Origin of the sequence: Pseudomonas sp. CFII64 (genome assembly GCF_000416235.1) — a bacterium.
GTDB lineage: Bacteria > Pseudomonadota > Gammaproteobacteria > Pseudomonadales > Pseudomonadaceae > Aquipseudomonas.
Genome location: NZ_ATLO01000028.1, coordinates 42,209 through 65,875, shown reverse-complemented (window position 1 = coordinate 65,875; position 23,667 = coordinate 42,209). Strand labels below are relative to the sequence as shown.

Here is a 23,667-nt window from a genome sequence, read left to right as displayed (position 1 = left end):
AAAAGATGAATGTTCAACTGGTAATCGACAACGAGAAGCAGAATGCCGCAGGCGGCAAGACTTATCAGAGACTGGACCCGGTCAGCGCTCGGCTGATCACCGAGGGGGCTGCATGCAGCGTCGAAGATGCCCTGCGCGCAGCGGCGTCCTCCCAGGCCGCGTTCAAGACCTGGTCCAAAGTCGGGCCTACGGAGCGTCGTCGCCTGCTGCTCGCCGCCGCTGATGTGCTGGAGAGCAAAATGGCGACGTTCTGCACGGTCATGGCAGAGGAAATCGGCGCCTCGCAGCTATGGGCGCAGTTTAACGTGGGCGCTTCGGCGAACCTGCTGCGTGAGGCGGCCGCGCTGACCACCCAGATCAAGGGTGAAACCATCCCCACCGACAAGGCCAAGACCCTGTCGATGACCCTTCGCCAGCCGGTTGGCACGGTGTTGAGCATCGTGCCCTGGAACGGTCCGGTGGTGTTGGGCGCCCGGGCCATTGCCTATCCGCTGGCCTGTGGCAACACCGTCATTTTCAAAGGCTCGGAAAACAGCCCCAGAACACATGAGCTACTGGCTGAAGCCTTCTATGAGGCGGGGTTTCCTGCGGGGGTGTTGAACTTCATCATCTCGGCACCCGAGGACGCATCGGCCGTCACCGAAGCGTTGATCAGCCACGATACGGTGCGGCGGATCAACTTCACTGGCTCCACCAAGGTCGGGCGAATGATTGCTCAGACCAGCGCCAAATACCTCAAACGCTGCCTGTTGGAGTTGGGCGGTAAAGCGCCCTTTATCGTGCTCGATGATGCTGACCTGAATGGCGCGGTGAATGCGGCGGTGTTTGGTGCTTTCCTGTATCAGGGGCAGATCTGCATGTCGACCGAGCGCTTTGTTGTCGACGAATCGATCGCTGACCAATTCGTGGAGATGTTCGCTAAGCGTGTGAGCAGTCTGGAGGTGGCAAGTCCTGTGTCATCGCCTGCCTGCGTGATTGGGCCGATGATTTCCCAGGGCTCGGTACAGCGCATCAATCAATTGCTCGACGATGCCATCAGCAAAGGCGCGAAAATCGTTGCCGGTGGTCTGGCGGAGCAGGCACTGATGGACGCCACGCTGGTGGATCACGTCAGCTCGTCGATGGACATCTACGATGAAGAAACCTTCGGGCCGGTTACCACTGTGGTCCGAGTCAAAGGCGCGGAGCAGGCTCTGGCGGTTGCCAACGACACCGCTTATGGCCTTTCTTCATCAATCTTCAGTCGAGATGTCAGCCGTGCCCTTGAACTGGCCAGTCGTCTGGACGCCGGTTGCGTGCATATCAATGGGGCGACGGTACAAAACGAACCTCAAGCGCCCTACGGCGGCATGAAAAATAGTGGTTACGGCCGGTTCGATGGTAGCGCCGTCATCGAGGAATTCACCGAAGTGAAATGGGTGACTGTGGAGCCGGCCGACCAGCCTTATCCGTTCTAAGTCATACCCGAAACCAAGCTAAGACAAACGTAGAACAGCCCTGGGGGTAATCAATTCCCAGGGCTATCGCGTGTCCACACATCATGGTTGCGAACAATGAATAATAAAAAATCGTATGCACCCGCAAGCCTGTTCAAAAACTTTCACTATTTGTTGGTGGGCTCCGCACTGGTTGTGGCGCTGCCGGATGCCCAGGCCACTGAAGGAGGTGGGTCTTCTTATCCCATGGGGGCTGAGAACTACATGACTGGAGCGATGCCGCCTCCGGGGTTCTACAGCCAGATATTCGCCGAGAGCTATAGGGCGGACGATTTACGTGACAACCGTGGCGGCAAGGCGGTCGATGATTTTCAGTTAAAGGCAGATGTTATTGCCCCGCGACTGATCTGGGTGACTGAGCAGAAAGTACTGGACGGAGCGCTGGCATTTCACCTGAACGTTCCGCTGGTTGAACTGCGGGTCGATGTCAACGGCCAGCATCAAAGCAAGAAAGGCATGGGCGATATCATCTTTGGTCCGGCACTCGGATATCACTACAGCGAAAAACTTCACGCCATTTACGCACTGGATATTTTCGCGCCAACCGGGCGCTATGAACGGGGTGATCTGGCCAACATCGGTCGGAACTATTGGGCGTTCGAGCCGATTGCTGCGTTTTCTTACGTGGATCCCGTCGGGCTCAACGCTGACATCAAGATGATGTACGACTTCAATCTGCGTAACTCCGACACCGACTATCGATCGGGGCAGGAACTGCATGCGGACTACTCCCTGGGTTGGGGCGTCGGTCACGGCTGGGTCCTGGGCGTCGGCGGATATATCTATCGCCAGACAACCGATGATCGCCAGGACGGCGATCGGGTGGAAGACAACAAGGGGCGTGCTTTTGCGATCGGTCCTGCGATCAAATACAGCAGTTCGTCTGGCTGGTTTGTCACTGCAAAGTGGCAAAAGGAAAGCGAAGTACGCAACCGTCCCGAGGGGGAAGCGTACTGGATCAAGCTGACCGTGCCCCTTTAACCGGAAGGCACCTTCAATGAGTGCGGCCTGAGGTCATCCCAATAAGCAGGACGGGAACATCAACAGGAGGTAACACAGCGGCTTGCGAAGTCGCTGTGTTTACGATCCAGCCCAACGATCAACGATGCCTTCACTCAATGAAGTTTGAGGCGAGGTTTAGTACCGCTACCCAGAATATTGCCAATCATCGAGAAGCCGGTGCGGAGGATGCCGTGCAGTGCAACTTGGTGCATTCGATACAGGGATATATAAAACATCCGCGCCAGCCAGCCTTCGAGGAACACGCTGCCGCTGAAGTTACCCATCAGGTTGCCCACTGCCGTGAACGTCGACAGGGAAACGAGTGAACCGTAATCCCGGTATTTGAACACTGGAAGAGGTTTGCCAGCCATCCGCGCCTTGATTGCCTTGGCGATCAGGGACGCTTGCTGGTGTGCCGCTTGAGCCCGTGGCGGCACGTTGCGACCGGTTCGCTCATCCAGGCAGGCGGCGCAGTCGCCCAGGGCGAAAATGGACTCATCCCTGCTGCTCTGCAGGGTGGGTAACACCACCAGTTGGTTCAGGTTGTTGGTCTCCAGCCCGCCAATGTCTTTGAGGAAATGAGGTGCCCTGATGCCAGCGGCCCACACCTTCAAATCGGCGTTGATTGTCACCCCGTCGCGGGTGGTCAGGGAATGTTCGGTAATTTCAGAGACTGAAGCCCCGACGATAACCGCGACCCCGAGTTTTTCCAGGGCGGTATGTACCGATTTGCTGATGCGCTCAGGCAGGGCGGGCAATATGCGCGGTCCTGCTTCAATCAGGGTGATGTTCAGGTTTTCCGGGCGGACCTGGCCAAGGCCATAGTCAGACAACTCCTGTGCCGAATGCCGTAACTCCGCTGCCAATTCGACGCCTGTTGCACCACCACCGACAATCGCCACGGAAATTGTGCCCTGAGGACCGTGGGCAGCTGCGCCGCTGCTCAGGTAAGCATTGAGGAGCTTGCGGTGGAAACGCTCTGCTTGCTGCCGGGTGTCGAGGAAAACACAGTGCTCCTTGGCACCCTGGATACCAAAGTCGTTCGAGGTACTGCCGACCGCAATGACTAACGTGTCATAACTGACGGTTCGCTCGGCCAGTACTTGCTTGCCGTCTTCATCCAGTACGGCCTCCAGTGACAGGTATTTCTCACTTCTGTTGAGGTCTTTCATTCTGCCAAGCTGGAATAAAAAATGGTTCCATTTGGCTTGAGCCAGGTAATTAAGCTCGTCCGCAGTCGCGTTCAATGATCCGGCTGCCACTTCATGCAGAAGTGGCTTCCAGATATGCGTCAGGTTGCCGTCCACCAACGTCACGCTTGCTTTGTCAGAGCCCTTGAACTGGTTGCCAAGTTGGGTGGCAAGCTCCAGGCCGCCCGCACCTCCGCCCACAACAACAATCTTGTGTGTCATATGTACTCTCAAATAAAAGTGTGAATTTTGGAAAAAATAAAAGGTAACAACCGTTCGCCTGTATGTTTTCAACAGGCGAACGGGTACAGCCAACAGTACTGGGTACTGTTGAAGAACAGCGGTATCAATAAGGCTGAATTAACTCAGTATTACTTGAGAACACCGTTTTGCTTCGCGACGTGTGCAGCCAGAGCATCCATCAGTGCCGGGGAAAGGCAGTCGTAAGGCGGCAGACCAATGGCGTTGAAGCGAGCGCGGATAGCGTCCATTTCAGTTGGCGGGGTGCCCGTTTCAATAACCGACGATACGAACGCGGCAAAGCCAGGAGCGGCCCAACCGGTCTGAGGAGACAGTTCGGTGTGTACGAAGTCCAGGCCATGGAAAGCATGGTTCTGGTTTTCGATGCGGCCATACAAGTGTGCCCCACAGTCTTTGCAGGCATGACGCTGGATGGTTGCGCTTTCATCAACAATGGCCAGTTTCGCCGCGTTGGCGGTAACGCTGACTTTGTCGCGTGGTACGACAGCGATGACGGCAAATTTGGCGCCCGCTGGTTTCCAGCACTTGCTGCAGCCACAAGCGTGGTTATGCAGGGTCTGCGCGTCGATTTTTACCTCAACCTTATTGGTCGAGCACAGGCACTGCAGAGTGCCGCCTGCGAAATCGGCAGCAGCCGGTTTGATGCCGTTATCCAGCACGGGATGAAGTTTTACTTCGCTCACGGTGTATCTCCAGATCGATGGGTGATTTGGAATGAGTTCCGGGGCAATCGCCCCAGAACAGGAACTGCATCAGTATTTGATGACAGTACGGATCGACTTGCCTTCGTGCATCAAGTCAAACGCTTCGTTGATGCGATCCAGGCTCATGGTATGGGTGACAAAAGGTGCCAGTTCAATCTCGCCTTTCATCGAGTCTTCAACCATCTTCGGCAACTGGCTACGGCCTTTGACGCCGCCGAACGCCGAGCCTTTCCAGGTACGACCGGTTACCAGCTGGAAGGGACGGGTGGAGATTTCCTGACCGGCACCGGCAACACCGATGACGATCGATTGGCCCCAACCGCGGTGCGCGCACTCGAGAGCAGCACGCATCACATGTACGTTACCGATACATTCGAAGGAGTGATCAACACCCCAGCCGGTCATCTCGATGATCACCTGCTGGATTGGCTGTTCGTGGTCCTTTGGGTTCACACAGTCGGTGGCGCCAAATGACCGGGCCAGTTCGAATTTCGCCGGGTTGGTGTCGATGGCAATGATGCGGCCTGCTTTTGCCTGACGAGCACCTTGAATCGCCGCCAGACCGATACCGCCCAGGCCGAAAATGGCGACGGTGTCACCCGGCTGGACTTTCGCCGTGTTGTGCACGGCGCCAATACCGGTGGTCACTCCGCAGCCCAGCAGGCAAACGTGCTCTGGGTTGGCATCAGGGTTGATCTTGGCGACAGAAACTTCGGCGACAACCGTGTATTCGCTGAAGGTCGAGCAGCCCATGTAGTGATACAGCGGCTGGCCATTGTAGGAGAAGCGCGAAGTGCCGTCCGGCATGACGCCTTTGCCCTGAGTGGCACGTACTGCGGTGCACAGGTTGGTTTTGCCGGACTTACAGAACAGACATTCGCCACACTCGGCGGTGTACAGCGGGATGACGTGGTCGCCAACCTTTACGCTGGTCACGCCTTCGCCGACTTCCACCACAGTACCGGCGCCTTCATGGCCCAGCACCACCGGGAACAGGCCTTCCGGATCATCACCCGAGAGGGTGAAGGCATCGGTATGGCATACGCCGGTGTCGGTAATCTTGATCAGCACTTCACCTTTGCGCGGCGGCTCAACGTCGATCTCGACGATTTGGAGCGGCTTGCCAGGTTCGAATGCAACTGCAGCACGAGACTTCATATGATTTTCTCCAAGTGATGATGCTCATTGACCAAGGCAGTAAGCCGCGCCGATATCAGAGTAAAGCGGCTATTTAAGGTACGTGCGCACCAACGAAACCACTTCATCAATCGACGAGCGCTGCGCCTCGGTCGTTTCTACTAGATTGGTAAATTCTTCTCTGAGATGGCTTTCCAGAACCCCGGCCATCAACCCGTTCACAGCTCCGCGTATGGCGGCAATCTGTTGCAGGACCGGGCCGCATTCGGAGCCCTTTTCAAGTGCCGCTTCGAGGGCATCCAGTTGTCCTCTGACGCGCCGAACTCTTCCCAGTACGCGTTTTTTCTCAGCAGGTGAATGGGGCATTCATATTCTCCAGGTGTGTACGAGAATCGAATTGTACACGGGTACTGGTAGGGGGTATCTCTAGGTACTGGTGGGGAGTATATGCACATACTGGTGGGGAGTATATATAAATGCCTGTGTCTTGCTGTCGCAGGGGCTTGCGGCGGCTGGGTTCTCATATTCGTTTGATCAGGTGCCAAGGAGCTTAGCCCTGAAAACCGAGGGCAAAAACAGCCGAAGGAGTTCGAGACTCCCGTCGTTCTGTTTGCAATCGAAGTGCTGAGGAGGTTCTCAGACGACCGCACAAGCCCCGTCGAAGGCGGCTTCAGGCCGTGTACACAGGGTCCCGGCAACGGCTGTAAAAGTGCAGATGTGGAGGCGTGTGACGCCGGTGAAACAAAAAGAAATAAAACCAGGTCGCCGCAAAGCCCCTGGAATATGGCAGGTGATCAGTTTGCGTTGGATAGAACGGCCGCCGCCTTTTGAGCAAAGGCTCCATCATCGGGTGATAAACCACCTGCCACACCGATGGCACCGGCCAGCTGTCCATTGATCATCACAGGTACGCCGCCCTCCATGGGCAAGCTGCCTGGCAAGTTGCTGAAGCCTGGGTGGCCCTCAAGAATCTGCTGCTCAAGTGCTTTAGTCGTCACCCCATAACCGGCGGCCGTTTTAGCTTTCATGATTGAGGCTTCAACCATGGCGCTGGGCACACCGTCGGTGCGTTCCAGATAAATCAGATGCCCACCATCGTCGACGACACTGATAACAAATGGAGCCTTGCGTTGCTGCGAGTCCTCCCCGGCGGAGGCAACCGCGAGCTTTGCCGCAGATAATGTGATCGCCGGTTTGCTTGGCGCTGGAGCGGCAAACATTGAGCCTGCATAAATGCACGGCACAATGGCCGCGATACGAATAAGTGTTTTCATGAGATACCCATTGCGAGACGAATTTGGATCGTTGCTTATTCAATTGTCTCAAGCGCCACAACGATTTATGCGTCAATAATCAGCGGGTTATCTTCAAGAAAATCGATACTTCTAAAATCAGCGGTGGCTGAGCTATTCAGAAGTGTTCACCTTGTAAATGCGCAGTGAGCAGTTGTTTGAAGGTTTGGATCGCGTTTTCATTTCGGTGGTAGAAATGAACATTTCCTTTTTTGTTCAGATTGATCAGTCCGGATCTTTTAAGCGAATCCATGTGCACTGACACGGTCGATTGAGACAGGCTGCATCTGAGGGTTACCTGGCCAAAGCACACTCCGAAATCCTGACCATACGTCTGGTCTGGAAAATACAGTTGTGGATCCTTCAGCCAGACCAGAATCTGACGCCTGAGGGGATGGGAAATTGCTCTGATGCAGGCATCGAATTGCTGGGTTTGTGTCGAATTCTGCTCTGTATTGTGTGCCATGGGACGCTCTCGAAGGGTGAGGCTCTGGGTCTGGGAGAGGCTCGGTTAATCAGTCGTCAGCGATCGATTCAGCGGCAATCTCGTAGGAAGTACAGCGTGCCGCACCGTCGTAGATCCGGGCATCAATGATTATTTCATCTGCCTGAGTCGTCGCGATGAACTCACGCAACCAACTGCCCACATCTTCTTGGTCGCCGACCGCAGTACATGACATCGCCTGTGCGAGGTTATGTCGTTCAAAATCAGAAAGTCCCTCCATGTAGCCTTCGACGGGCTTAGGCAGCGGGCCAGGTTTGCCAGCATAGAGCCTGCTCACCCATTGACGGTGAGAGCTGGCCAGGTATTCAGCTTCGCCGCGGGTTGCTGCTGCGAACACGTTGGCACCGGCGATTACGTAAGGCTGCTTTAGCGTCGATGACGGTTGGAAATTCGCCCGATAGTGCGCGATTGCGTCCATCAGAAAGCGCGGTGCGAAGTGTGAGGCAAACGCGTAGGGCATGCCCCGTCGGGCAGCCAGATCTGCGCTGTTGGGGCTGGAGCCCAATAACCAGATCGGCAGACTGTGATTACCTGGTATCGCCCGGACCGGCTGGCGGCCTTCGTCTGCCAGATAATCTGCAAGCTCCTGGATGTCTTGTTCGAAATCCCGTTCGCTGGCATCGCCCCGCAATGCGCGAATAGCAGGACCTGCGGACCCGGGCGCTCGGCCGACACCCAGGTCGATACGACCCGGGAACAGGGTGTCCAGAGTGCCGAATTGCTCGGCAATGCTGAGTATCGAATGGTTGGGTAACATGATGCCGCCTGAGCCTACGCGCAACGTGCTGGTCGCGGCGGCGAGGTGCTGGATCAACAACGTTGTGGCCGAAGAGGCAATGCCCGGCAGGTCGTGGTGCTCTGCTACCCAATACCGTTTATAGCCATGTTTTTCAACGTGCCGAGCCAAGGTAGCGGCTTCATCGACGGTGTGGGCGAAGGTTTTGCCGTCGCCAATCATCATGAGGTCAAGAACTGAAAGCGCCGTCATGGGCTGCTCCTGTATAAGGTGTTAGGGAAGGGCGAGCGCGTTATTTCAACGGGAAGGCGGCCCAGCCCGGATGGGCGTCCAGGCGTCGGTCGATATCTTTGAGCGCGCTCAGGCACCGCTGCAGCTTCAGGTAGATGTCTCCACCGTAATCCCAGCCAAGCACGCCAATACTGCCGGCGTAACCAATGCGGTCCAGTGCGGCGATCAGCGCGAAGTTGTCCATTTCGCCGCGATCCAGCGGTTCCATGGTGGCTACGCCACCCCAGCCAAGCTGTGAGAGTGCGCTACCGGAAGTCACTACTTGCATGAGCCAGGGCTTCATCGCCTGCAGACGCTTTTCAAGTTCACCTTCCTGGCTCGCGTACCAGTGATAGCCGTTGAACGATGCGCCCAGTCGGGGATGGTTGAAGTGCTCGCAGATTTGCACAACCTCAGTGGTGGTCTGGGTCACGTGATGCAGGTGCGGATAGAGCGCAATGCGCAATCCGCGGCGCTCGGCAATGGGCAAAAGCGATTCGATAAAACCCAGGATCGCGGCACTGCCGTTGACTGACGTCTGTACCGCCAACTCGATAAGCTCTACGCCCTCGATGGTTTCCACGATGCGTCGCAGTACGGCGTCATTGCGTCCCTCGTGCAGCACGGTATAGAGCGCATCCACTTTCAGGCCGTGGTTGGCTTTCACGCTGGGCAGTAATGTCAGATCAGTGAGGGGGGTACCTCCCCAGGCTGAAACGGTGATTCCGTCATAGCCCAGCTCCGCCAGCATCTCGCATTGTGTCTGGAACTCGTAGACCCCCATTGATGAGTAGAAGAAGGAGTCCAGCGCATGGATTGGATGAGCCATTAATTGTCTCCCGCGCCTAGTAGGGCAAAGTATTCAGGACTGCCCATTCAGGGTGGGCGGCGAGCCGCTGCTCCATGGCCCGGAATGCAATCTTTGATCGGCGCAGGTTGCCGTAGACATCGCCGCCCATGCTTTCCCAGCCCAGAACACCCACACGCCCATCAAAACCACGACGCTCCAACGCACCAAGCAAGAAGAAGTTATCCATTTCCCCCTCATCCAGCGGTTCGATGGTTGCCAGGCCACCCCAGCCCAAAGGCGAGCGTCTGCAGCCGGCGATATTCACCTGATTGAGCCATGGCCAAAGCGCGTCGAGTCGTTGCTCCAGGTCTTTTTCCTGATTGGCGTACCAGTGATAACCGTTGAACACGATACTCAGGCGCGGGTGCTTGAACTCTTCACACAGCGCGACGGCTTCAGAGGTGGTTTGCATGCCGTATCGCGCATGGTGGTACAGGGCGATGTTCAGTCCGCGCCGTTCGCAAATGGGCAGCAAGTGTTCCAGCATCCTGCGGTCCCGGTCGGTGACTTCTTCACCTGAGTGCAGCGCCAGTTCAATGGTCGAGCAGCCTTCAAGGGTTTCAAAGACATTAGTCACGAAAGACTCAAGCCCTGGGCGATAAATCAGGTAGACCGCGCCCACATCCAGCCCCCATTGGGGCTTGATCAGCGGGATCGATTTCAGATTCTCGCTCCACGCCGACATGGTCAGGCCCTGGTAGTCGAGTTCAGCCAGCATCTCGCATTGAGCCGCCAGCGGATAAGTGCCCAGGGCTGTCTGAAAAATGAAATCCATGTGATGGAGGGGCCGTTTCATCGGTGCATCTCCGGGTTTGATGAATTGGGTATCGACAGGCTTGGGAAGTGTGGCAAGAGGTATTCGCCTAACTCGTCGATGACCTCTGAAGCGTGGCGCCGCTGAGGCTTGAAATGCAGGGCAACGTGTCCAACACCCTGGTCCTGCTGGCGTTTCCAGAGATCGATCAATGCGTTGCGACCTGCGCGCAATACCCTCCCTGGCTGGACGGGGCAATCAGGATCACGATCAAGGTCGAACAGGGTGCCGTAGCCATAGGGCTTGTAGCCGTTTGCCCCGCACGCAGTACGCCAGCGCTCAATGGTCTGAGGCATGAGTGCCGGGTTTGAGATGTAGGACAAAATGCCGTCGGTGTGTTCGGCAATCCACTCCAGGGTCTGCCCCGACTGACCGATGACAATGTTGGGAATTCGTGGGCCGACCGGTTTGGGGATCAGGTCGATGGATCCATCAAGCGCCCCATAAAACTGCGATGCATGCTTTGCCCAGTGCTGCTCAGTCGCCGCGCGAATCAGCGCCAGCGCATCGCGAAAGCGGGCGGCGCGGCTTTCGAACTCAATGCCGAATGCCGGATATTCGATAGGGCGATCCCCGGTAGCCAGGCCAAGAATAAAACGGCCACCCAGCAACTGATCAATACTGGCTGCCTGCTTGGCAACGATCAGTGGATCTCGCAATGGAAGAACAATACCGGCAGTACCGATAGTGATTTGTCGAGTGACGCCAGCAAGAAAACCGGCATAAATCAGCGGATCGAGAATTTGGCCGACATCACCGAAGGTGGGGTCCCAAAATGGCACATCACGCAGCCAGATGGCCGCGAATCCGGCCTCGTCGACTTTTCTGGCCATTGCAAGGTGATCCTGCAAGTTTGGACCGGGGGTATTGGGATAGCTTTCCAGCGGGGCGATAAAACCGAAGGTCAAATGACCGGGCTGGAATACCCGAGAGTAGCCGCGGTGTTGCTCAAGTTCCTGGGTAAGTCTGTCGAGCGGGTTTGTGGATGTCATTCAAAAAGGTCTCGCATAAAAGGATGCGGTGATGCATCCAGATTCAACGGCGCTAATTCGCTATGACGAGGACTATAAGTGGGATGACTGCAAAGAAAAACAGGATAGAATTCCGATCATTCCGGAATTAAATGCTCGCATAGATATAGGTTGAACATGGATCACTTTGGCGCACTCAGCGCATTCGTTCAGGCTGCACAAACACGCAGTTTCACCGAGGCGGGTCGTCGGACGGGCGTGTCGTCATCGGCAGTAGGAAAAGCTGTCGCACGCTTGGAGCAGGACCTGGGGGTGAGGCTGTTTCATCGCTCAACTCGGGCGATCACCCTGACTGCCGAGGGCAGTCTGTTTCTGGAACGCTGCAACCGGATTTTTGCCGAGTTCGAAGTTGCCAAGCGTGAGCTCACTCAGGCCGCTGGCAAACCCCAGGGTAAATTGAGAGTGGGCCTGCCGCAATTGGGCATGAGCCTGATGGGGCACTTGATTGCTTTTCAGCAGACTTATCCTGAGGTTGAACTTGAGCTGGAATTCAGTGACAGGCTGGTCAATGTCATCGAAGAAGGATTTGATGCGGTCATGCGCATCGGTGAGGTGGAGGATTCGCGACTCACCAGGCGCAGGCTCAATGGCTACAGCCATCGGTTGGTGGCTTCCCCGTCATACCTTTCGGAACGAGGCACTCCAGCCCGGCCGTCGGAACTCCCCATGCATTCTTGCCTGCGCTATCGATACCCCACCAGCGGAAAACTCGATCCTTGGCCGCTTGTTCTGAAAGGCGACCCCGTCAGCGTGGACGTACCCACTTCGGCAACAGCAAATGCGATCGAGGCGCTGCTGGGGATGGCCGAGGCCGGATTGGGCATTGCCTGCCTACCCGATTTTTTTGTAGAAGAGGCCGTCGCCCAAGGACGTTTGATCCCTGTTTTGGAGCGTTACGTTCACGACCATCGCACCATCAGCCTTCTTTGGCCATCAAGCCGTCAGCAGCTACCCAAGATCAAGGCGTTCGTTGAGTTCATGGCTATGCGCTTGTCGTAGATCTGCTATCTGGGCTGGTCCTTTTATCCGGATTGGCGCCGTTCTGTTGTGACTGAGCAAATGATTCAGGGTTTATCTATCCGGACCTGATCCCTATGGTGGTACTCACGGCTGTGTGCGCGGCAACGTGTTGCGCGACATCTCTGACACTCACTCAGTATGGAGGATCAGCATGTCGACCCTTGCGGGCAAAAAAGCGTTGATTACCCACTCAGGCGACGGGCTTGGATTTGCCATTGCCGTTGCGCTGGCTCAGCAGCAGGCAGAGCTTATCGTTCATGATCGCAGCCCTGCTGTTGCAGGGGTGGCGGTTGAACGCTTGAAATTGGCAATTCCCGGTGTGACGGCGACCGCCATCACCGGTGATCTGGCGACTGAATCGGGAAGGCAGCAACTGCTGGACTCGGCTGGCTCGATAGACATCGTGGTCAGTGACGCAGTTGGGCAAGGTGCCACCGATTTCGCTCATGTGTCCGAGGCTCAAAAAGAGGGCGGGCAATCAGCTTCTTCACGGGACAGTGAGGCGCTGGCAGGACTGTTCGCCCAGGCCATGAGCGGGCGGGGCTGGGGCCGGATATTTCTGGTCACCTCGGTAGCTGCCGAAGCGGGTTTTACCTCGGCTGAACCCTCTGAACAAGCTCCCCGGTTACTGCCCTATAAACTTGCAGCTCCAGGCTCGGGCATCGGTGTAAAGGCTTTCCGTTTACACATTGCAAGCCTCATCCTGGAACCCGTCGCGGACGTCATGAAATCCGAGGTGATGCGAACCGGTGATTCATTGAAGGAAGTAGCGGCGCAAATGGCGCGCGATCATCGACCGCTTGGTATTCAGAAGGCAGCCCGCGACATTGCGGTGCTGACCCACCTCATCACGGATGCCTGTCTGACCTGAAACGCAAAAAGCCCTGGATCGAGATCCAGAGCTTTTTCATCTGTCAGGCTAGCGTTGATTACGCTCTGGATGGCTTGACAGCGAAAGCGCCATCACCCAGCAAAGCGACAACCAAAGCCGTTACGGACAAATAGATTGGATATTCCCAACCGCCATTAGCATTGGTAAAGCTCCAGCCATTACCGAAGTGCACGGTCGCCGCAACAAACAATTGCACTACCGCGAGTGCAGCCACCCAGCGAGCGTAGACGCCCAGAACCAGCATCAAACCGCCAATCACTTCGAAGGCCATGACCGGATACGCCAGGAAGCCTGGAAACCCGATGGACTCGAAAAAGCCAGCGGTACCTGCCGGAGTGAAGACCAACACTTTGGTCAGGCCATGGGCGATGAACATGATGCCCAGTGCCAGACGCATAACGAGTGCGGCGTAAGGAGCGGTGCGAGAATCAATCATTGTGAATTCCTTTGTTAAATCAGTTTTTAGTTAGAAAGCGAAAGTGTCTGGTCCAGCCATTGCGAGAAATCAGCCAGTTCTTCAGGGATGATCTCGTGGGCCATGTCGTAAAAATGAGCCTGGTGTTCCACACCGATCCGGCTGAGCCAGGCGTCTGCTTCATGTGCCCAGTCGATGGGCAGCACGTTGTCGTGGCGACCATGAGCAATGAATGCTGAGACGCTTTTCAGCTGGTCCGGTGATGCAATCAGCGGTTCGATTTCCCGTAGCATCCGGCCGCTCAGCAGCGCAAAACCTGCCACAAGCTCAGGTTGCGTAACCCCAACACTGGAACTCATGATTCCGCCCTGGCTGAAGCCGGCGATCACGGTCGGAAGCGGCGGGAGTGCCTCGATGAACTGGATCAACAACCGGCGGCTGGCCTCAGCCTGTTCCTGGTTGAACGACGGCCCGTTGCTGGTGAAATTAACCTGGTACCAAGCGAAGCCTTGAGGGCCAACCTGTAGCGGCCCACGAAGCAACAGAACCTCGATTTCCTCTGGCAGGGACGCTGCCAGGCTGGCCAGATTCGCTTCGTTCGAACCTACGCCGTGCAGCAGCAGCAGCCGTGCTTTGGGGGTCGCAGTGTTGCACGCCTTACGGAAAAAAATACCTGACTCGGACTCGCGTGCAGGTTCAGAAAAATTGATGTTTTGCATGACGTTATTTCACACCTTCAACGGGTTGAACTGACTCGAACCCTTCGTTATCCATCGAGGTAAACAGGTAGCTGTCCATGGCCAGTACGCCGTGGGTGATGCCGCCGTCCAGGACCATCGTCTGATAGCTTTTACCGGCTGCGCCCAGCGCAATGAACAACGGTAAAAAATGCTCATCGGTCGGATGGGCGCGTTCGGCGGAAGGTGCGTACTGCTTATAGTCCAGCAACTGATCAATGTTTCCAGCCTGCAGGGTCCTGGCGGTCCAGGCTGCAAACTGTTTGACGTAGTCGGCACCGTGGGTCGTAGCACCGCGGAACTCGTACAGGTTATGGGTAAGGCTGCCGGACGCGACGATCAACACATTCATCTCTCGCAGTGGCTTGAGTGCCAGGCCAAGTTGCCACGCGCTGCGTGTATCAAGCGTTGCAGGCATGGATACCTGAACCACTGGGATATCTGCTTCGGGTGCCAGGTACAGAAGCGGTACCCATGCGCCGTGATCCAGGCCACGAACCGGATCAAGCCGGGATTTCCAGCCCGCCGTCTGCAGCAGGCCGACAATATGACTGGCTAACTCTGGCGCGCCCGGAGCCGGGTAGGACACTTGATACAAAGCGTCCGGAAAACCGCCAAAGTCATGAATGGTTTTAGGTGCGGTGCTCGCCGTAACACTGACTTCGCCACGGGTCATCCAGTGCGGCGAGAGGACCACGATGGCGTCAGGTTTTGGCAGTTCGCGACCGAGCTCGGCCAGTTTTGGACCAGCCTGACCAGGCTCGATTGCGAACGTAGGAGCACCATGAGACACAAACAGCAGGGGGAATGAAGTGTTCATGGTGACTATTCCTGTGTGATTACTGATTGATTACTTGCTCAGCCAGACCGGAGCGACCGAAGTGCCCAGACCTGCGCCGTAGCCAAGGTAGATGTTGAAACCAGCCAGCGGCTCCAGGTAGCGAGCATTCACCAGACCGCCAGCATCGACGGTGTTCCAGCCCAGGCTGCGAGCCAGTGCAATTGCAGTTTGCTTGGCGCGCTCACTGTCGCTGGCAACAAATACGCTGCCGGTCTGGTCGTTGGCGAACTTAGGACCATCAGCGAGCACTTGAGCGAACAGGGTATTGAACGCTTTCACCACATTGGCTTGTGGTACAGCCTTGGCGATTTCTTCTGAGGCGCTGGTCACGTGGCCAATAGTCAGCGACATGTAGTCGGCGCTCAGCGGGTTGGTGATGTCGATGACCACTTTGCCGGTCAGATCACCCAGGCTTTTCAGCGCTGTGGCTGCATCGTCGTAGGCGGTAGCTACCACGATCGCGTCACTGTCGCCCAAGGCTTCGGCTGCCGCGTAAGCGCTGACATTCGTGTACTGGTCAGCCAGGGCTTGGGCCTTGCTAATGTCGCGGCCCGTGATGCGGACGCTGTGCCCTGCGGCGGAAAGCTGTTTCGCAAAAGCTGAACCCATATTGCCGGTACCAATTACTGTGATTTTCATAACTACCTCTTCTTGAGTTGAGTTGAGTTGCGTTTCGATGGGCTCAGTTTATAGATTGCCTCGTAGGGATAAACCGGGCTAAATGTGATGAATAGTTCCACTAGGTGAGACAATCATGGATCGTGCTCTGGAAATGCAGGTCTTCTGCACCGTTGTCGATAAAGGCAGTTTCGTCGGAGCGGCCGAGCCACTCGATATGTCAAAAGCTGCCATATCGCGCTACGTGAGTGGGCTGGAGGAGCGGTTGGGGGCCCGGTTACTGCACCGCACCACTCGGCGGCTTTCCCTGACGGATGAGGGGCGTCAGTTCTATCACCAGGCCCGTGAAGTGCTGGCGATGATGGATGAGGCAGAGGAGGCCGTGTCATCCGCGTCACCCGAGGCGAGCGGAGTCCTTCGGGTGAATGCCCCGGTCAGTTTTGGCGTGCTGCACCTGGCACCTATCTGGGCCGATTTCATGAGCGCCTACCCCAAGGTTGAGCTGGAGATCAGCTTGAGTGATCGCTTGGTAGACCTGGTGGACGAAGGGATTGATGTCGCCGTGCGCATTGCACGCATGGAAAACTCGTCGTTGGTGGGGCGACGCCTGGCCAGTACGCGGATGTGCCTGTGCGCATCACCAGCGTACTTGGCTAGTCATGCACCTATTCGTAAATTGTCTGATGTGGCGGAGCATGGTGTGGTTGCATACAGCAACTTTGCCAGTGGGGACGAATGGCAGTTCGAAGGGCCACAGGGTAGCGAAAGCATTCATACCCGCTCGGTGGTTCGCTGTAATAACGGGGATACCTGTCGAGCCATCACGCTAGCCGGTGGGGGTGTTTCGTTGCAGCCGAGTTTCATGGTGGCGCAGGATTTACGCCGAGGCGATTTGGTGGAGATACTGCCTGAGTACCGATCGGTCGAACTGGGTATTTACGTGGTCTATCCAACCCGCAAACATCTGCCGACGAAGGTCCGGACGCTGATCAGCTTTCTGGTGGAGCGATTCGCCCATCCGTCCTGGGAGGGGTGACACACCCTCATCAAAAAACCGGCTGATAAAAGGGGAGTTGAAGTCATCAGCCGGATAAAACGGAGCGCTGTGTTACGAACCATATGGCTCAGCAAAGCTATCCAGGCGAGCGTTTAGCCCATACCTAGTGTTCTTGCAAAAAACTGCGCAGATCTGTTGCGAACTGCTCCGGGTTCTTGAATGCCAGGAAATGGTCGCCTTGCTCGGCTTTTGAGTACACATGAAGCGCCGAGTCCTGGATAACCGAACTCATCCAGCGCTGGCTCTCCAGCCAGTCGCTGTACTCACCGGTGAAGATCGCCGTCGGAACATTGATCTTTGACCGGATCACATCACGCCAGTCGTTGGTGGCGTGATCGAAAAGCACTTGTGCGGTGAATGCCATGTCATCTTTGACCACCTCTTGCACAAGGCTGATGACGTTATGGAAGTAGGGCGAGTCCATCGCCATTGCCCGCTCGACAACCCGGCTGCCTGAAACCAGCAGGTTGGTGGCGGTGCCTTGCGCATAGGACGCAATCATTCGCTCGGGTGACGTCGTAAAGGCGCCGGCCTCCAACCGCTCTTGCTCCGTCCAGTCGGCGTGGCAGTAAATCGATGGCGCCTGATCAATGATGGTCAGTGTGCGAATGCCTTGGGTGCCGAACAGGTCAATGTAGGCCCACATCACCGATGCGCCCATGGACCAGCCGCAGTAGTTGGCCTGGGACACGCCTAAATGGTCGGCAAACTCCTTCACGTCCATGGCGAAGCGGGCAATACGATTACCGAAGGTTACCCGTTCGGAAAGACCCTGATTCCTGACGTCCAGCACGTACACATGGTAGTGCTTGCTCAAGATGTGCATCAGGTGGAAGTACATTGCACCGTTGGCAGACCAGCCGGGGATGAAAATCAACGGTTGTCCAGCGCCTGCTTCCCAATAGCTGAGGTTGACGGCATCGCTGGTGATGAAGCTGCTTATCTTCAGATCAGCAAAGTCAGAGGTGCGAAAGGGCTGGCCAATGATCTCATGGGGGAAGTAAAAATCTTCATCAAGCAGTGTGTTGAGCGGTAAAGCTTTCATTGGGTATTTCAAGAAGGGGCGCCTGCAAAATTTAGACGGCGATTGACATGACTGGCACTACTTTGGCCTTGCCAAGCAGTGTGCTCCAGACCTTCGCCTGCGAGAGTCAATGATAGGGGGCCAGAATAGGGCTTGAACTCTATTAGGATAAATACTCAAAATGGGGCGACATTCGAAACGGATCATTTTTAATGGATCGGCTAAGCAGTATGGCGGCGTTCGTCAAGGCAGTTGAGATGGGCTCGTTCAGTGCGGCCGGGGACTCCATGCAGATGTCTGCGCAGTTGATTGGCAAGCATGTGCATCATCTGGAACAGCATCTGGGCGTGCGGTTGTTGAATCGAACCACCCGGCGACAGAGCCTCACCGACTTCGGACGCGAGTTTTATGAGCGTTGCAAGATCATCCTTGCGGAAGTTGAAACCGCTGAAAACATGGCGGCTGAGACACAAGCGACGCCTACCGGGCGACTCCGTGTGAACGCGCCAGTCAGTTTTGGGATGCAGTCCCTCGCCCCCAAATTGCCAGGGTTCATGAAAGCCAACCCCATGATCAGTGTTGAGCTGACCTTGGCTAACCGTGCCGTTGACGTTATCGATGAAGGTTTTGACGTGGTGTTCAGGGTCGGCCAGCTTTCCGACAGTGGCCTGGTGGCTCGTCCTCTGGCGCCTTATCAACTGGTGCTGTGCGCGTCGCCTTCTTATCTGCGTGACAAGCCGCCCATCAAGACCCCTTGGGACCTTCAGGATCACGAATGCCTTGGCTTTTCTCACACAGAATTACGGACTCATTGGACGTTCGATGGGCCCGAAGGCAAGGTAATCGTCCCCGTAAATAGCCGACTGATGGCTGATCACGGTGAGCCGCTTCTGTGCGCTGCGCTGGCGGGGTTGGGGATATTGCTGCAGCCAGTAGAACTGGTGCGTCAGTCACTGCTGGTGGGGGACCTTGTTCCGCTGCTACCAACGTATCCTATTCCTTCGCGGCCATTGCATGTCTTGTATGCGCCTGACCGCCGATTGACGCCCAAGCTGCGCAGCTTTTTGGATTTTGCACTGATGACATTTGGTCCTGAAGCCGTGAATCCTCTGGTGTTTTGAAACGCTGCGTTTTGAATGCATCTCCAGAACGGACATTTATCCAGCGGCTTCAACCCTCTAAGGTGGTTGATTGCTTCTATAGATGCTGTGGAAGCTCCAAATAGGGTGGGTTACGCCTACCCGATCATGATGGAGTGAAGATGAAAATTCAGTTGAATACCAAACGGGCGCTGGTCACCGCTTCGACTGGCGGTATAGGTTTCGCGATTGCCAAAGGGCTCGCCGAGGCCGGCGCAGACGTGGTGATCAATGGGCGCAGCGAAGGCTCTGTAAAAGATGCCGTCGCCAGACTCTCAAGCGCAGTACCCGGTGTAACCATTACCGGCGTAGCCGCAGACCTGAGCTCCGCACACGGCGTTGAAACTCTGCTCCAGGGTGCCGGGCATATCGATGTGCTAGTAAACAATGCCGGGATATATGGCACCCAGGATTTCTTTGAAACCGAAGACGACGTCTGGGACAGCTATTGGCAGACCAATGTCATGTCAGGTGTGCGCCTGAGCCGCGCACTGTTGCCAGCCATGGTGGAGAAGAACTGGGGCAGGGTAGTGTTCGTGGCTTCCGAGTCTGCACGCAATATCCCGGCAGACATGATCCACTATGGTGTCTCCAAAACCGCCCAGTTGGCATTGGCCCGTGGCCTGGCCAAGCGCGTTGCCGGTAGCGGCGTGACCGTCAATAGCGTCCTGCCAGGGCCGACCTTGTCCGATGGCGTGGCTGGCATGATGCAAAGCGAAGTCGAGCGTACGGGCAAATCCCTTGAGGAAGTTGCCAAGGCTTTCATCGCAGAGCATCGCCCAAGCTCGATCATCCAGCGGGCTGCAACTGTTGAAGAAGTCGCCAACATGATCGTTTACGTTTGCTCGCCTCAAGCGTCAGCCACCACGGGCGCGGCGCTCAGGGTTGATGGCGGCGTGGTCGATGACATCGTTTAACCTCATCGGTTGAAATGGCGAACCAGGGTCAATGGCAGAGTTGCCATCGATCCTGGTGCATGCTTACGAATTCGCGTTCAGGAAATCGACATGAAACTGAAGCCATTGCTTGCTCTAGCCACCTTGTCAGCGGCGTCTGGGCTTGCCGCTGCAGAGAGCCCCGCGAAATACTCGACCCCTGAAGAGTTTCGGCTTTCTGGCGTTTCGTTGGTTGAAGGGCGTTATAAGGGGGAGTCTGCACTCGAAATAAAAATGCCATCATCCTCCTATCAGGATCAAGGCCGTGAGCGTTTACTCGATAGGGATTTCATGGCCTGGCTGCCTATGGATTTCACGGACGGGACGATTGAAGTGGACGTTGCGAGTGATCTAGCGTCCGACGCTCCCGATTATGCTCGCGGTTTCATAGGGGTATCGTTCCGAATTGACGCCCAGTCGCGCTTCGAAAGCATCTACCTGCGTCCGACCAATAGTCAGGCGGATGATCAGGAGCGACGCAACCACAGCGTTCAATACGCGGGCTATCCTGATTTCAGATTTGATCAACTGCGCAAAGAGAGCCCCGAGCAATATGAAACCTACGCTGATCTCGAACTAGGGCGCTGGATTCATATGAAAGTGGTCGTCGAGGGGGCAAAAGCCCGCTTGTATCTTGATCACGCTGCGAAGCCAGCATTTCTGGTGAACGATCTCAAGTATGGGGCAGGGCAGCATGGGGGCATTGGTATCTGGATCGAGTCCGGGACGGTCGCGCATTTCAAGAACTTGAAAGTGACCCACGGCAATAGCTTGTAGGATCGTGGCTGCGCTGTAGTGCTCCTTCCTGAAGAACTCAAACAGTGCTGCGAGTTTTGGCGGCCATGTTGTTGTGACTGGAGTGGCGACAGTCATATGGCCGCGGTTCGTCCGGGTCCTAGTTTACAGTGGATCGGTCGCGGTGGGTGCCAGTGAAGGAGAGGCCTTAAATCGCTATTGAATCGTGCAGATCAATGCTGCTTCGCTCCGCCATCCGCTGACGATACGCCTCGACAGCAGGCGGGTACTCGATGCCACGCACGATGGACATGCTGCGCAAGTTCGCGAACAGGTGGACGTCATCTTCGGACAGTTCGCCGTTCACCGCAGCGGACGATTTGATCAACGGTTCAAGGGCCAGCAGATGACGGTTCAGCTTAGCGATATAGTCGGGGCTGGCCGCCATATGCTCCTCGAAGCTACCGATCATGCGCTCCTTGTTGCGGGTGAAGTATGCACGTGCGGAAGTCGTGGAGAACTCTTCGAGATCTGCCGCCGCCCAGCGTGGAAGTGCCAGCGAAAATAGAGGACCAGATACGTCACTGTTCCACTGTGCCACGGCCGGATTGAGAGGGCCGGACAAGATCCTCTCGCCGGAAAGGCCATCGATATAACCGACGATATCCATACTCTCGGCCAGGTAGCTTCCGTCGTGCTCCAGGATGGGCGCCATTTTCTTGCCGATCATGCGGGTTGGGGTGGCTTCATCGTCGTTCAGGAGAATGACGAGATCGAAAGCGATGTTCTTGAAGCCAAAAATCGTCCGCGCTTTTACACAGAAGGGGCAGTGATCGTAGACGTAGAGTTTCATAGGACTTTAATTCCAAAAAAGTGCTGCTGCGGATTGTCTTGCGCGGTGTGCGCTGAGCCCTCTATTTAATGGGCTACGCAGGGTATTTGAAGTGGCCTGTTGGTGGTAAGGAGCAGGCATCAGGCGAATGTGATAACGCGTACTTTCATTTCTTCAGCTTGAGTAAGCACCAAAGAAGTTAATCTCGGGCTTACCCACCATTAAATGTTCGGCGTCGCGCTCGAAGGCGTGGAAATGAGGTTGCGTGAGATGTAAGTCAAACGCTGCGCGGTCGCGATAGCTCTCATCATCTTCTGGAACCAGGATATTGAAAGCGATACATCCCGCTTCCTTGGCTAGAGAATCACGTGCGTCTGCGGCTGCTACGGGAAGGAAGGCAGCGCGCGCCCCAGGATGCAATACGATCCTGGCGATCACGACAAAGGTAGATACCGACATTCTGGATCTCCATTCACAAAAGAAATCAAACGATTGACAGGATGTCGCTTGTTGCCTTACGTGGCTTTTGTGGCCAGTTAGTCGTGCCCGCCCGACCCACCGTGATCATCATCACCGGAATCTCACGATCTTCCAGATTGAACGCCGCAGCGACGCCCGGCTGGTCGAAGCCAATCATTGGCGTAGAGGCCAGGCCACGTTCAGTTGCAACCATCATCAGTGTCATTGCAGCCAGAGATGCCGACCGAACGGCCTCGTCACGTTGCATCGCAGGATTTTGCGCATACATTCCTTCCACCGCGCCCACCCAGCCTGTGAAGGTCGCTTCGTCCAGAATTCCCGCGTCTACCGCCGGGCGCAACGAAGCGGAAATGGTCTTATGGGGATCAAGTGCCCCACAGACGATAAAGGTTACTGCTGCATCGACCACCTTTTGCTGTCCGTAGGCCAGAGGCAATAGCTTCGTTTTTGCTTCGTTCGTGTGCACGGCAATAAAGCGCCAGTTTTGCAAATTAAAGGCGGAGGGTGCGTGGCGGGCCAGATCGATCAGGTCAGCAATTTCCTGCGTCGATAGGGCGTGAGTTGGATCATAGCTATGAGCCGAGAAACGTGACTGGATGGCTTCAGTGACCGTTGGCATGTTTATTCCCTTGTCTATAGAAACATTAAGCCCACTTTAGGTTGTGCATGATTGAAAGGGAATGCCCGCCAATGAGACTATGCGTTTCATAAATGAGAGGGGTGAGCATGGATCTCAATGCGGTGCAGATGCTGGTAACGATCGTCCAGGCCGGAAGCATGACCGCTGGCGCTGAACGTCTGGGGGTCCCGCTGCCCACCGCAAGTCGAAGGATACGAGCCCTTGAGCAGGCGCTGAAGGTCGAATTGCTGGAGCGCTCAGCCAGGGGCGTGAAACTGACCGAAGCCGGTGCACGCCTGTTTGAGCATGCCAGCCGTGGCCTGGAGCTCTTGCAAGAAGCCCAGGACGCAGTCGTGAGTGACCAAGCCCACGTTAAAGGTAAGTTGCGTCTTTCAGTTCCCCCATCATTCTCGCCATGGTGGCAGTTGATTTCGGACTTTCAGAAGGATCATCCCGACATCCGCGTTCATCTGCTTTCGACGGAGCGTCGTGTTCACCCTGTCGAGGACGGCATAGACGTGGCGCTTCGCGTCGGCAAGCTGGAGCACGAAGCCTTGATCGCCAGGCACCTGCTCGATTATCGACATATCTTGGTCGCCAGCCCTCAATATCTTGCATCTCACGGTATGCCTAGTCATCCAAATGATTTAAGTGATTTTCCCTGTGCAACATGGAGCCTCGGCACCAATACCAGCGGTGTCTGGCGGTTCCCGGAAGTGTCAGTGATGCCCAACACCGTGTTGTCGACAAATGACAGCATGCATCTTTTGCACAGTGCATTAGCGGGGGAGGTTATGACGGAACTTCCCCCCTTTATCGTCAAGGATGCGATCCAGAGCGGCCTGCTTGTGCCTTTGCTGCCAGATTGCCCATTGCCAGAATCTTCCTTGAGTCTTTTATATCCCGCGCATCGGCACCGCTCTGCGGTTGTTCACACTTACCTGGAGTATTGCAGCCGACGTATTCCTTGGCTGGTAGAGGCTTGTACTGCTGTCACCAGAGCCGCGTAGGCATCAGTTATCGCAATTGTCGATG

27 protein-coding genes are annotated in these 23,667 nt (G+C 56.0%); 9 read left to right on the top strand and 18 right to left on the bottom strand.

Features of this window, described 5'->3' with window-relative positions; translation table 11 throughout:
* Positions 1-5: 5 nt before the first annotated feature.
* Positions 6-1,457, top strand: a complete 1,452-nt coding sequence (locus CFII64_RS13265; protein WP_020291294.1) for an aldehyde dehydrogenase — start codon at positions 6-8, stop codon at positions 1,455-1,457.
* A gap of 96 nt (positions 1,458-1,553) precedes the next feature.
* Positions 1,554-2,477, top strand: coding sequence for a transporter (locus CFII64_RS13260; protein ID WP_020291293.1), 924 nt, complete (start codon positions 1,554-1,556; stop codon positions 2,475-2,477).
* Positions 2,478-2,611: 134 nt separating this feature from the next.
* Here CFII64_RS13260 and CFII64_RS13255 read toward each other — a convergent pair whose 3' ends face one another.
* From CFII64_RS13255 to CFII64_RS13210, 10 genes are all read right to left on the bottom strand, one after another.
* Complete coding sequence (locus CFII64_RS13255) at positions 2,612-3,910, bottom strand: NAD(P)/FAD-dependent oxidoreductase (RefSeq protein WP_020291292.1); 1,299 nt, start codon at positions 3,908-3,910, stop codon at positions 2,612-2,614.
* A gap of 149 nt (positions 3,911-4,059) precedes the next feature.
* A complete protein-coding gene (gene gfa / locus CFII64_RS13250; RefSeq protein ID WP_020291291.1) occupies positions 4,060-4,632 on the bottom strand; it encodes an S-(hydroxymethyl)glutathione synthase in 573 nt (190 codons plus the stop codon).
* Between the two features lie 69 nt (positions 4,633-4,701).
* Positions 4,702-5,811: an S-(hydroxymethyl)glutathione dehydrogenase/class III alcohol dehydrogenase gene (locus CFII64_RS13245; protein WP_020291290.1), complete on the bottom strand. Its 1,110-nt coding sequence runs from the start codon at positions 5,809-5,811 to the stop codon at positions 4,702-4,704.
* Between the two features lie 69 nt (positions 5,812-5,880).
* Entirely contained in the window at positions 5,881-6,156 is a 276-nt protein-coding gene (gene frmR, locus CFII64_RS13240) for a formaldehyde-responsive transcriptional repressor FrmR (protein WP_020291289.1), read from the bottom strand.
* A 428-nt stretch (positions 6,157-6,584) separates the two neighbouring features.
* Positions 6,585-7,064, bottom strand: coding sequence for a heme-binding protein (locus CFII64_RS13235; RefSeq protein WP_020291288.1), 480 nt, complete (start codon positions 7,062-7,064; stop codon positions 6,585-6,587).
* A gap of 136 nt (positions 7,065-7,200) precedes the next feature.
* Positions 7,201-7,548, bottom strand: a complete 348-nt coding sequence (locus tag CFII64_RS13230; RefSeq protein WP_020291287.1) for a helix-turn-helix transcriptional regulator — start codon at positions 7,546-7,548, stop codon at positions 7,201-7,203.
* Positions 7,549-7,597: 49 nt separating this feature from the next.
* The gene (locus CFII64_RS13225) at positions 7,598-8,575 is read right to left on the bottom strand and encodes an LLM class flavin-dependent oxidoreductase (protein ID WP_020291286.1); all 978 of its coding nucleotides are present in this window, start codon (positions 8,573-8,575) and stop codon (positions 7,598-7,600) included.
* Between the two features lie 40 nt (positions 8,576-8,615).
* Positions 8,616-9,422: a sugar phosphate isomerase/epimerase gene (locus CFII64_RS13220; RefSeq protein WP_020291285.1), complete on the bottom strand. Its 807-nt coding sequence runs from the start codon at positions 9,420-9,422 to the stop codon at positions 8,616-8,618.
* A 16-nt stretch (positions 9,423-9,438) separates the two neighbouring features.
* Positions 9,439-10,239, bottom strand: a complete 801-nt coding sequence (locus CFII64_RS13215; protein WP_020291284.1) for a TIM barrel protein — start codon at positions 10,237-10,239, stop codon at positions 9,439-9,441.
* Positions 10,236-11,249, bottom strand: coding sequence for an LLM class oxidoreductase (locus tag CFII64_RS13210; RefSeq protein WP_044901351.1), 1,014 nt, complete (start codon positions 11,247-11,249; stop codon positions 10,236-10,238). Before CFII64_RS13210 ends, CFII64_RS13215 begins: the two co-directional genes overlap by 4 nt.
* A gap of 156 nt (positions 11,250-11,405) precedes the next feature.
* Between CFII64_RS13210 and CFII64_RS13205 the strand changes: the two genes are divergently transcribed.
* Together CFII64_RS13205 and CFII64_RS29015 are read left to right on the top strand one after the other, a co-directional pair.
* The gene (locus CFII64_RS13205) at positions 11,406-12,287 is read left to right on the top strand and encodes a LysR family transcriptional regulator (protein ID WP_020291282.1); all 882 of its coding nucleotides are present in this window, start codon (positions 11,406-11,408) and stop codon (positions 12,285-12,287) included.
* 172 nt (positions 12,288-12,459) lie between these two features.
* The gene (locus CFII64_RS29015) at positions 12,460-13,179 is read left to right on the top strand and encodes an SDR family NAD(P)-dependent oxidoreductase (RefSeq protein WP_020291281.1); all 720 of its coding nucleotides are present in this window, start codon (positions 12,460-12,462) and stop codon (positions 13,177-13,179) included.
* 58 nt (positions 13,180-13,237) lie between these two features.
* Here CFII64_RS29015 and CFII64_RS13195 read toward each other — a convergent pair whose 3' ends face one another.
* Genes CFII64_RS13195 through CFII64_RS13180 form a run of 4 tightly spaced genes read right to left on the bottom strand, consistent with a single transcriptional unit; the run spans position 13,238 to position 15,832 of the window.
* Positions 13,238-13,636 (bottom strand): DoxX family protein, encoded by a 399-nt coding sequence (locus tag CFII64_RS13195; protein WP_020291280.1) that lies wholly within the window; start codon positions 13,634-13,636, stop codon positions 13,238-13,240.
* A gap of 26 nt (positions 13,637-13,662) precedes the next feature.
* The gene (locus CFII64_RS13190) at positions 13,663-14,334 is read right to left on the bottom strand and encodes an alpha/beta hydrolase (protein ID WP_020291279.1); all 672 of its coding nucleotides are present in this window, start codon (positions 14,332-14,334) and stop codon (positions 13,663-13,665) included.
* 4 nt (positions 14,335-14,338) lie between these two features.
* Positions 14,339-15,172, bottom strand: coding sequence for a class III extradiol ring-cleavage dioxygenase (locus CFII64_RS13185; protein WP_020291278.1), 834 nt, complete (start codon positions 15,170-15,172; stop codon positions 14,339-14,341).
* Positions 15,173-15,202: 30 nt separating this feature from the next.
* Complete coding sequence (locus tag CFII64_RS13180; RefSeq protein WP_020291277.1) at positions 15,203-15,832, bottom strand: NADPH-dependent F420 reductase; 630 nt, start codon at positions 15,830-15,832, stop codon at positions 15,203-15,205.
* A 115-nt stretch (positions 15,833-15,947) separates the two neighbouring features.
* On the opposite strand from CFII64_RS13180, the gene CFII64_RS13175 reads away from it, so the two are divergent.
* Positions 15,948-16,847, top strand: coding sequence for a LysR family transcriptional regulator (locus CFII64_RS13175; protein WP_020291276.1), 900 nt, complete (start codon positions 15,948-15,950; stop codon positions 16,845-16,847).
* Between the two features lie 124 nt (positions 16,848-16,971).
* Here CFII64_RS13175 and CFII64_RS13170 read toward each other — a convergent pair whose 3' ends face one another.
* Positions 16,972-17,913, bottom strand: a complete 942-nt coding sequence (locus CFII64_RS13170; protein ID WP_020291275.1) for an alpha/beta fold hydrolase — start codon at positions 17,911-17,913, stop codon at positions 16,972-16,974.
* A 191-nt stretch (positions 17,914-18,104) separates the two neighbouring features.
* On the opposite strand from CFII64_RS13170, the gene CFII64_RS13165 reads away from it, so the two are divergent.
* The 3 genes from CFII64_RS13165 to CFII64_RS13155 all read left to right on the top strand — a co-directional run bounded on the left by CFII64_RS13165 (position 18,105) and on the right by CFII64_RS13155 (position 20,743).
* On the top strand, positions 18,105-19,013 hold the full coding sequence (locus tag CFII64_RS13165; protein ID WP_044901349.1) for a LysR family transcriptional regulator: 909 nt from the start codon (positions 18,105-18,107) through the stop codon (positions 19,011-19,013).
* A 140-nt stretch (positions 19,014-19,153) separates the two neighbouring features.
* Positions 19,154-19,948: an SDR family NAD(P)-dependent oxidoreductase gene (locus CFII64_RS13160; protein ID WP_020291273.1), complete on the top strand. Its 795-nt coding sequence runs from the start codon at positions 19,154-19,156 to the stop codon at positions 19,946-19,948.
* A 90-nt stretch (positions 19,949-20,038) separates the two neighbouring features.
* Entirely contained in the window at positions 20,039-20,743 is a 705-nt protein-coding gene (locus tag CFII64_RS13155; RefSeq protein ID WP_020291272.1) for a hypothetical protein, read from the top strand.
* A gap of 166 nt (positions 20,744-20,909) precedes the next feature.
* Here the strand turns inward: CFII64_RS13155 and grxB are convergent, their stop codons facing one another.
* The 3 genes from grxB to CFII64_RS13140 all read right to left on the bottom strand — a co-directional run bounded on the left by grxB (position 20,910) and on the right by CFII64_RS13140 (position 22,632).
* Positions 20,910-21,554, bottom strand: coding sequence for a glutaredoxin 2 (gene grxB / locus CFII64_RS13150; RefSeq protein ID WP_020291271.1), 645 nt, complete (start codon positions 21,552-21,554; stop codon positions 20,910-20,912).
* Between the two features lie 153 nt (positions 21,555-21,707).
* The gene (locus tag CFII64_RS13145) at positions 21,708-21,992 is read right to left on the bottom strand and encodes a putative quinol monooxygenase (protein ID WP_020291270.1); all 285 of its coding nucleotides are present in this window, start codon (positions 21,990-21,992) and stop codon (positions 21,708-21,710) included.
* Positions 21,993-22,017: 25 nt separating this feature from the next.
* Positions 22,018-22,632, bottom strand: coding sequence for a nitroreductase family protein (locus tag CFII64_RS13140; RefSeq protein WP_020291269.1), 615 nt, complete (start codon positions 22,630-22,632; stop codon positions 22,018-22,020).
* A gap of 107 nt (positions 22,633-22,739) precedes the next feature.
* Between CFII64_RS13140 and CFII64_RS13135 the strand changes: the two genes are divergently transcribed.
* The gene (locus tag CFII64_RS13135; protein WP_020291268.1) at positions 22,740-23,642 is read left to right on the top strand and encodes a LysR family transcriptional regulator; all 903 of its coding nucleotides are present in this window, start codon (positions 22,740-22,742) and stop codon (positions 23,640-23,642) included.
* Positions 23,643-23,667 lie beyond the last annotated feature (25 nt).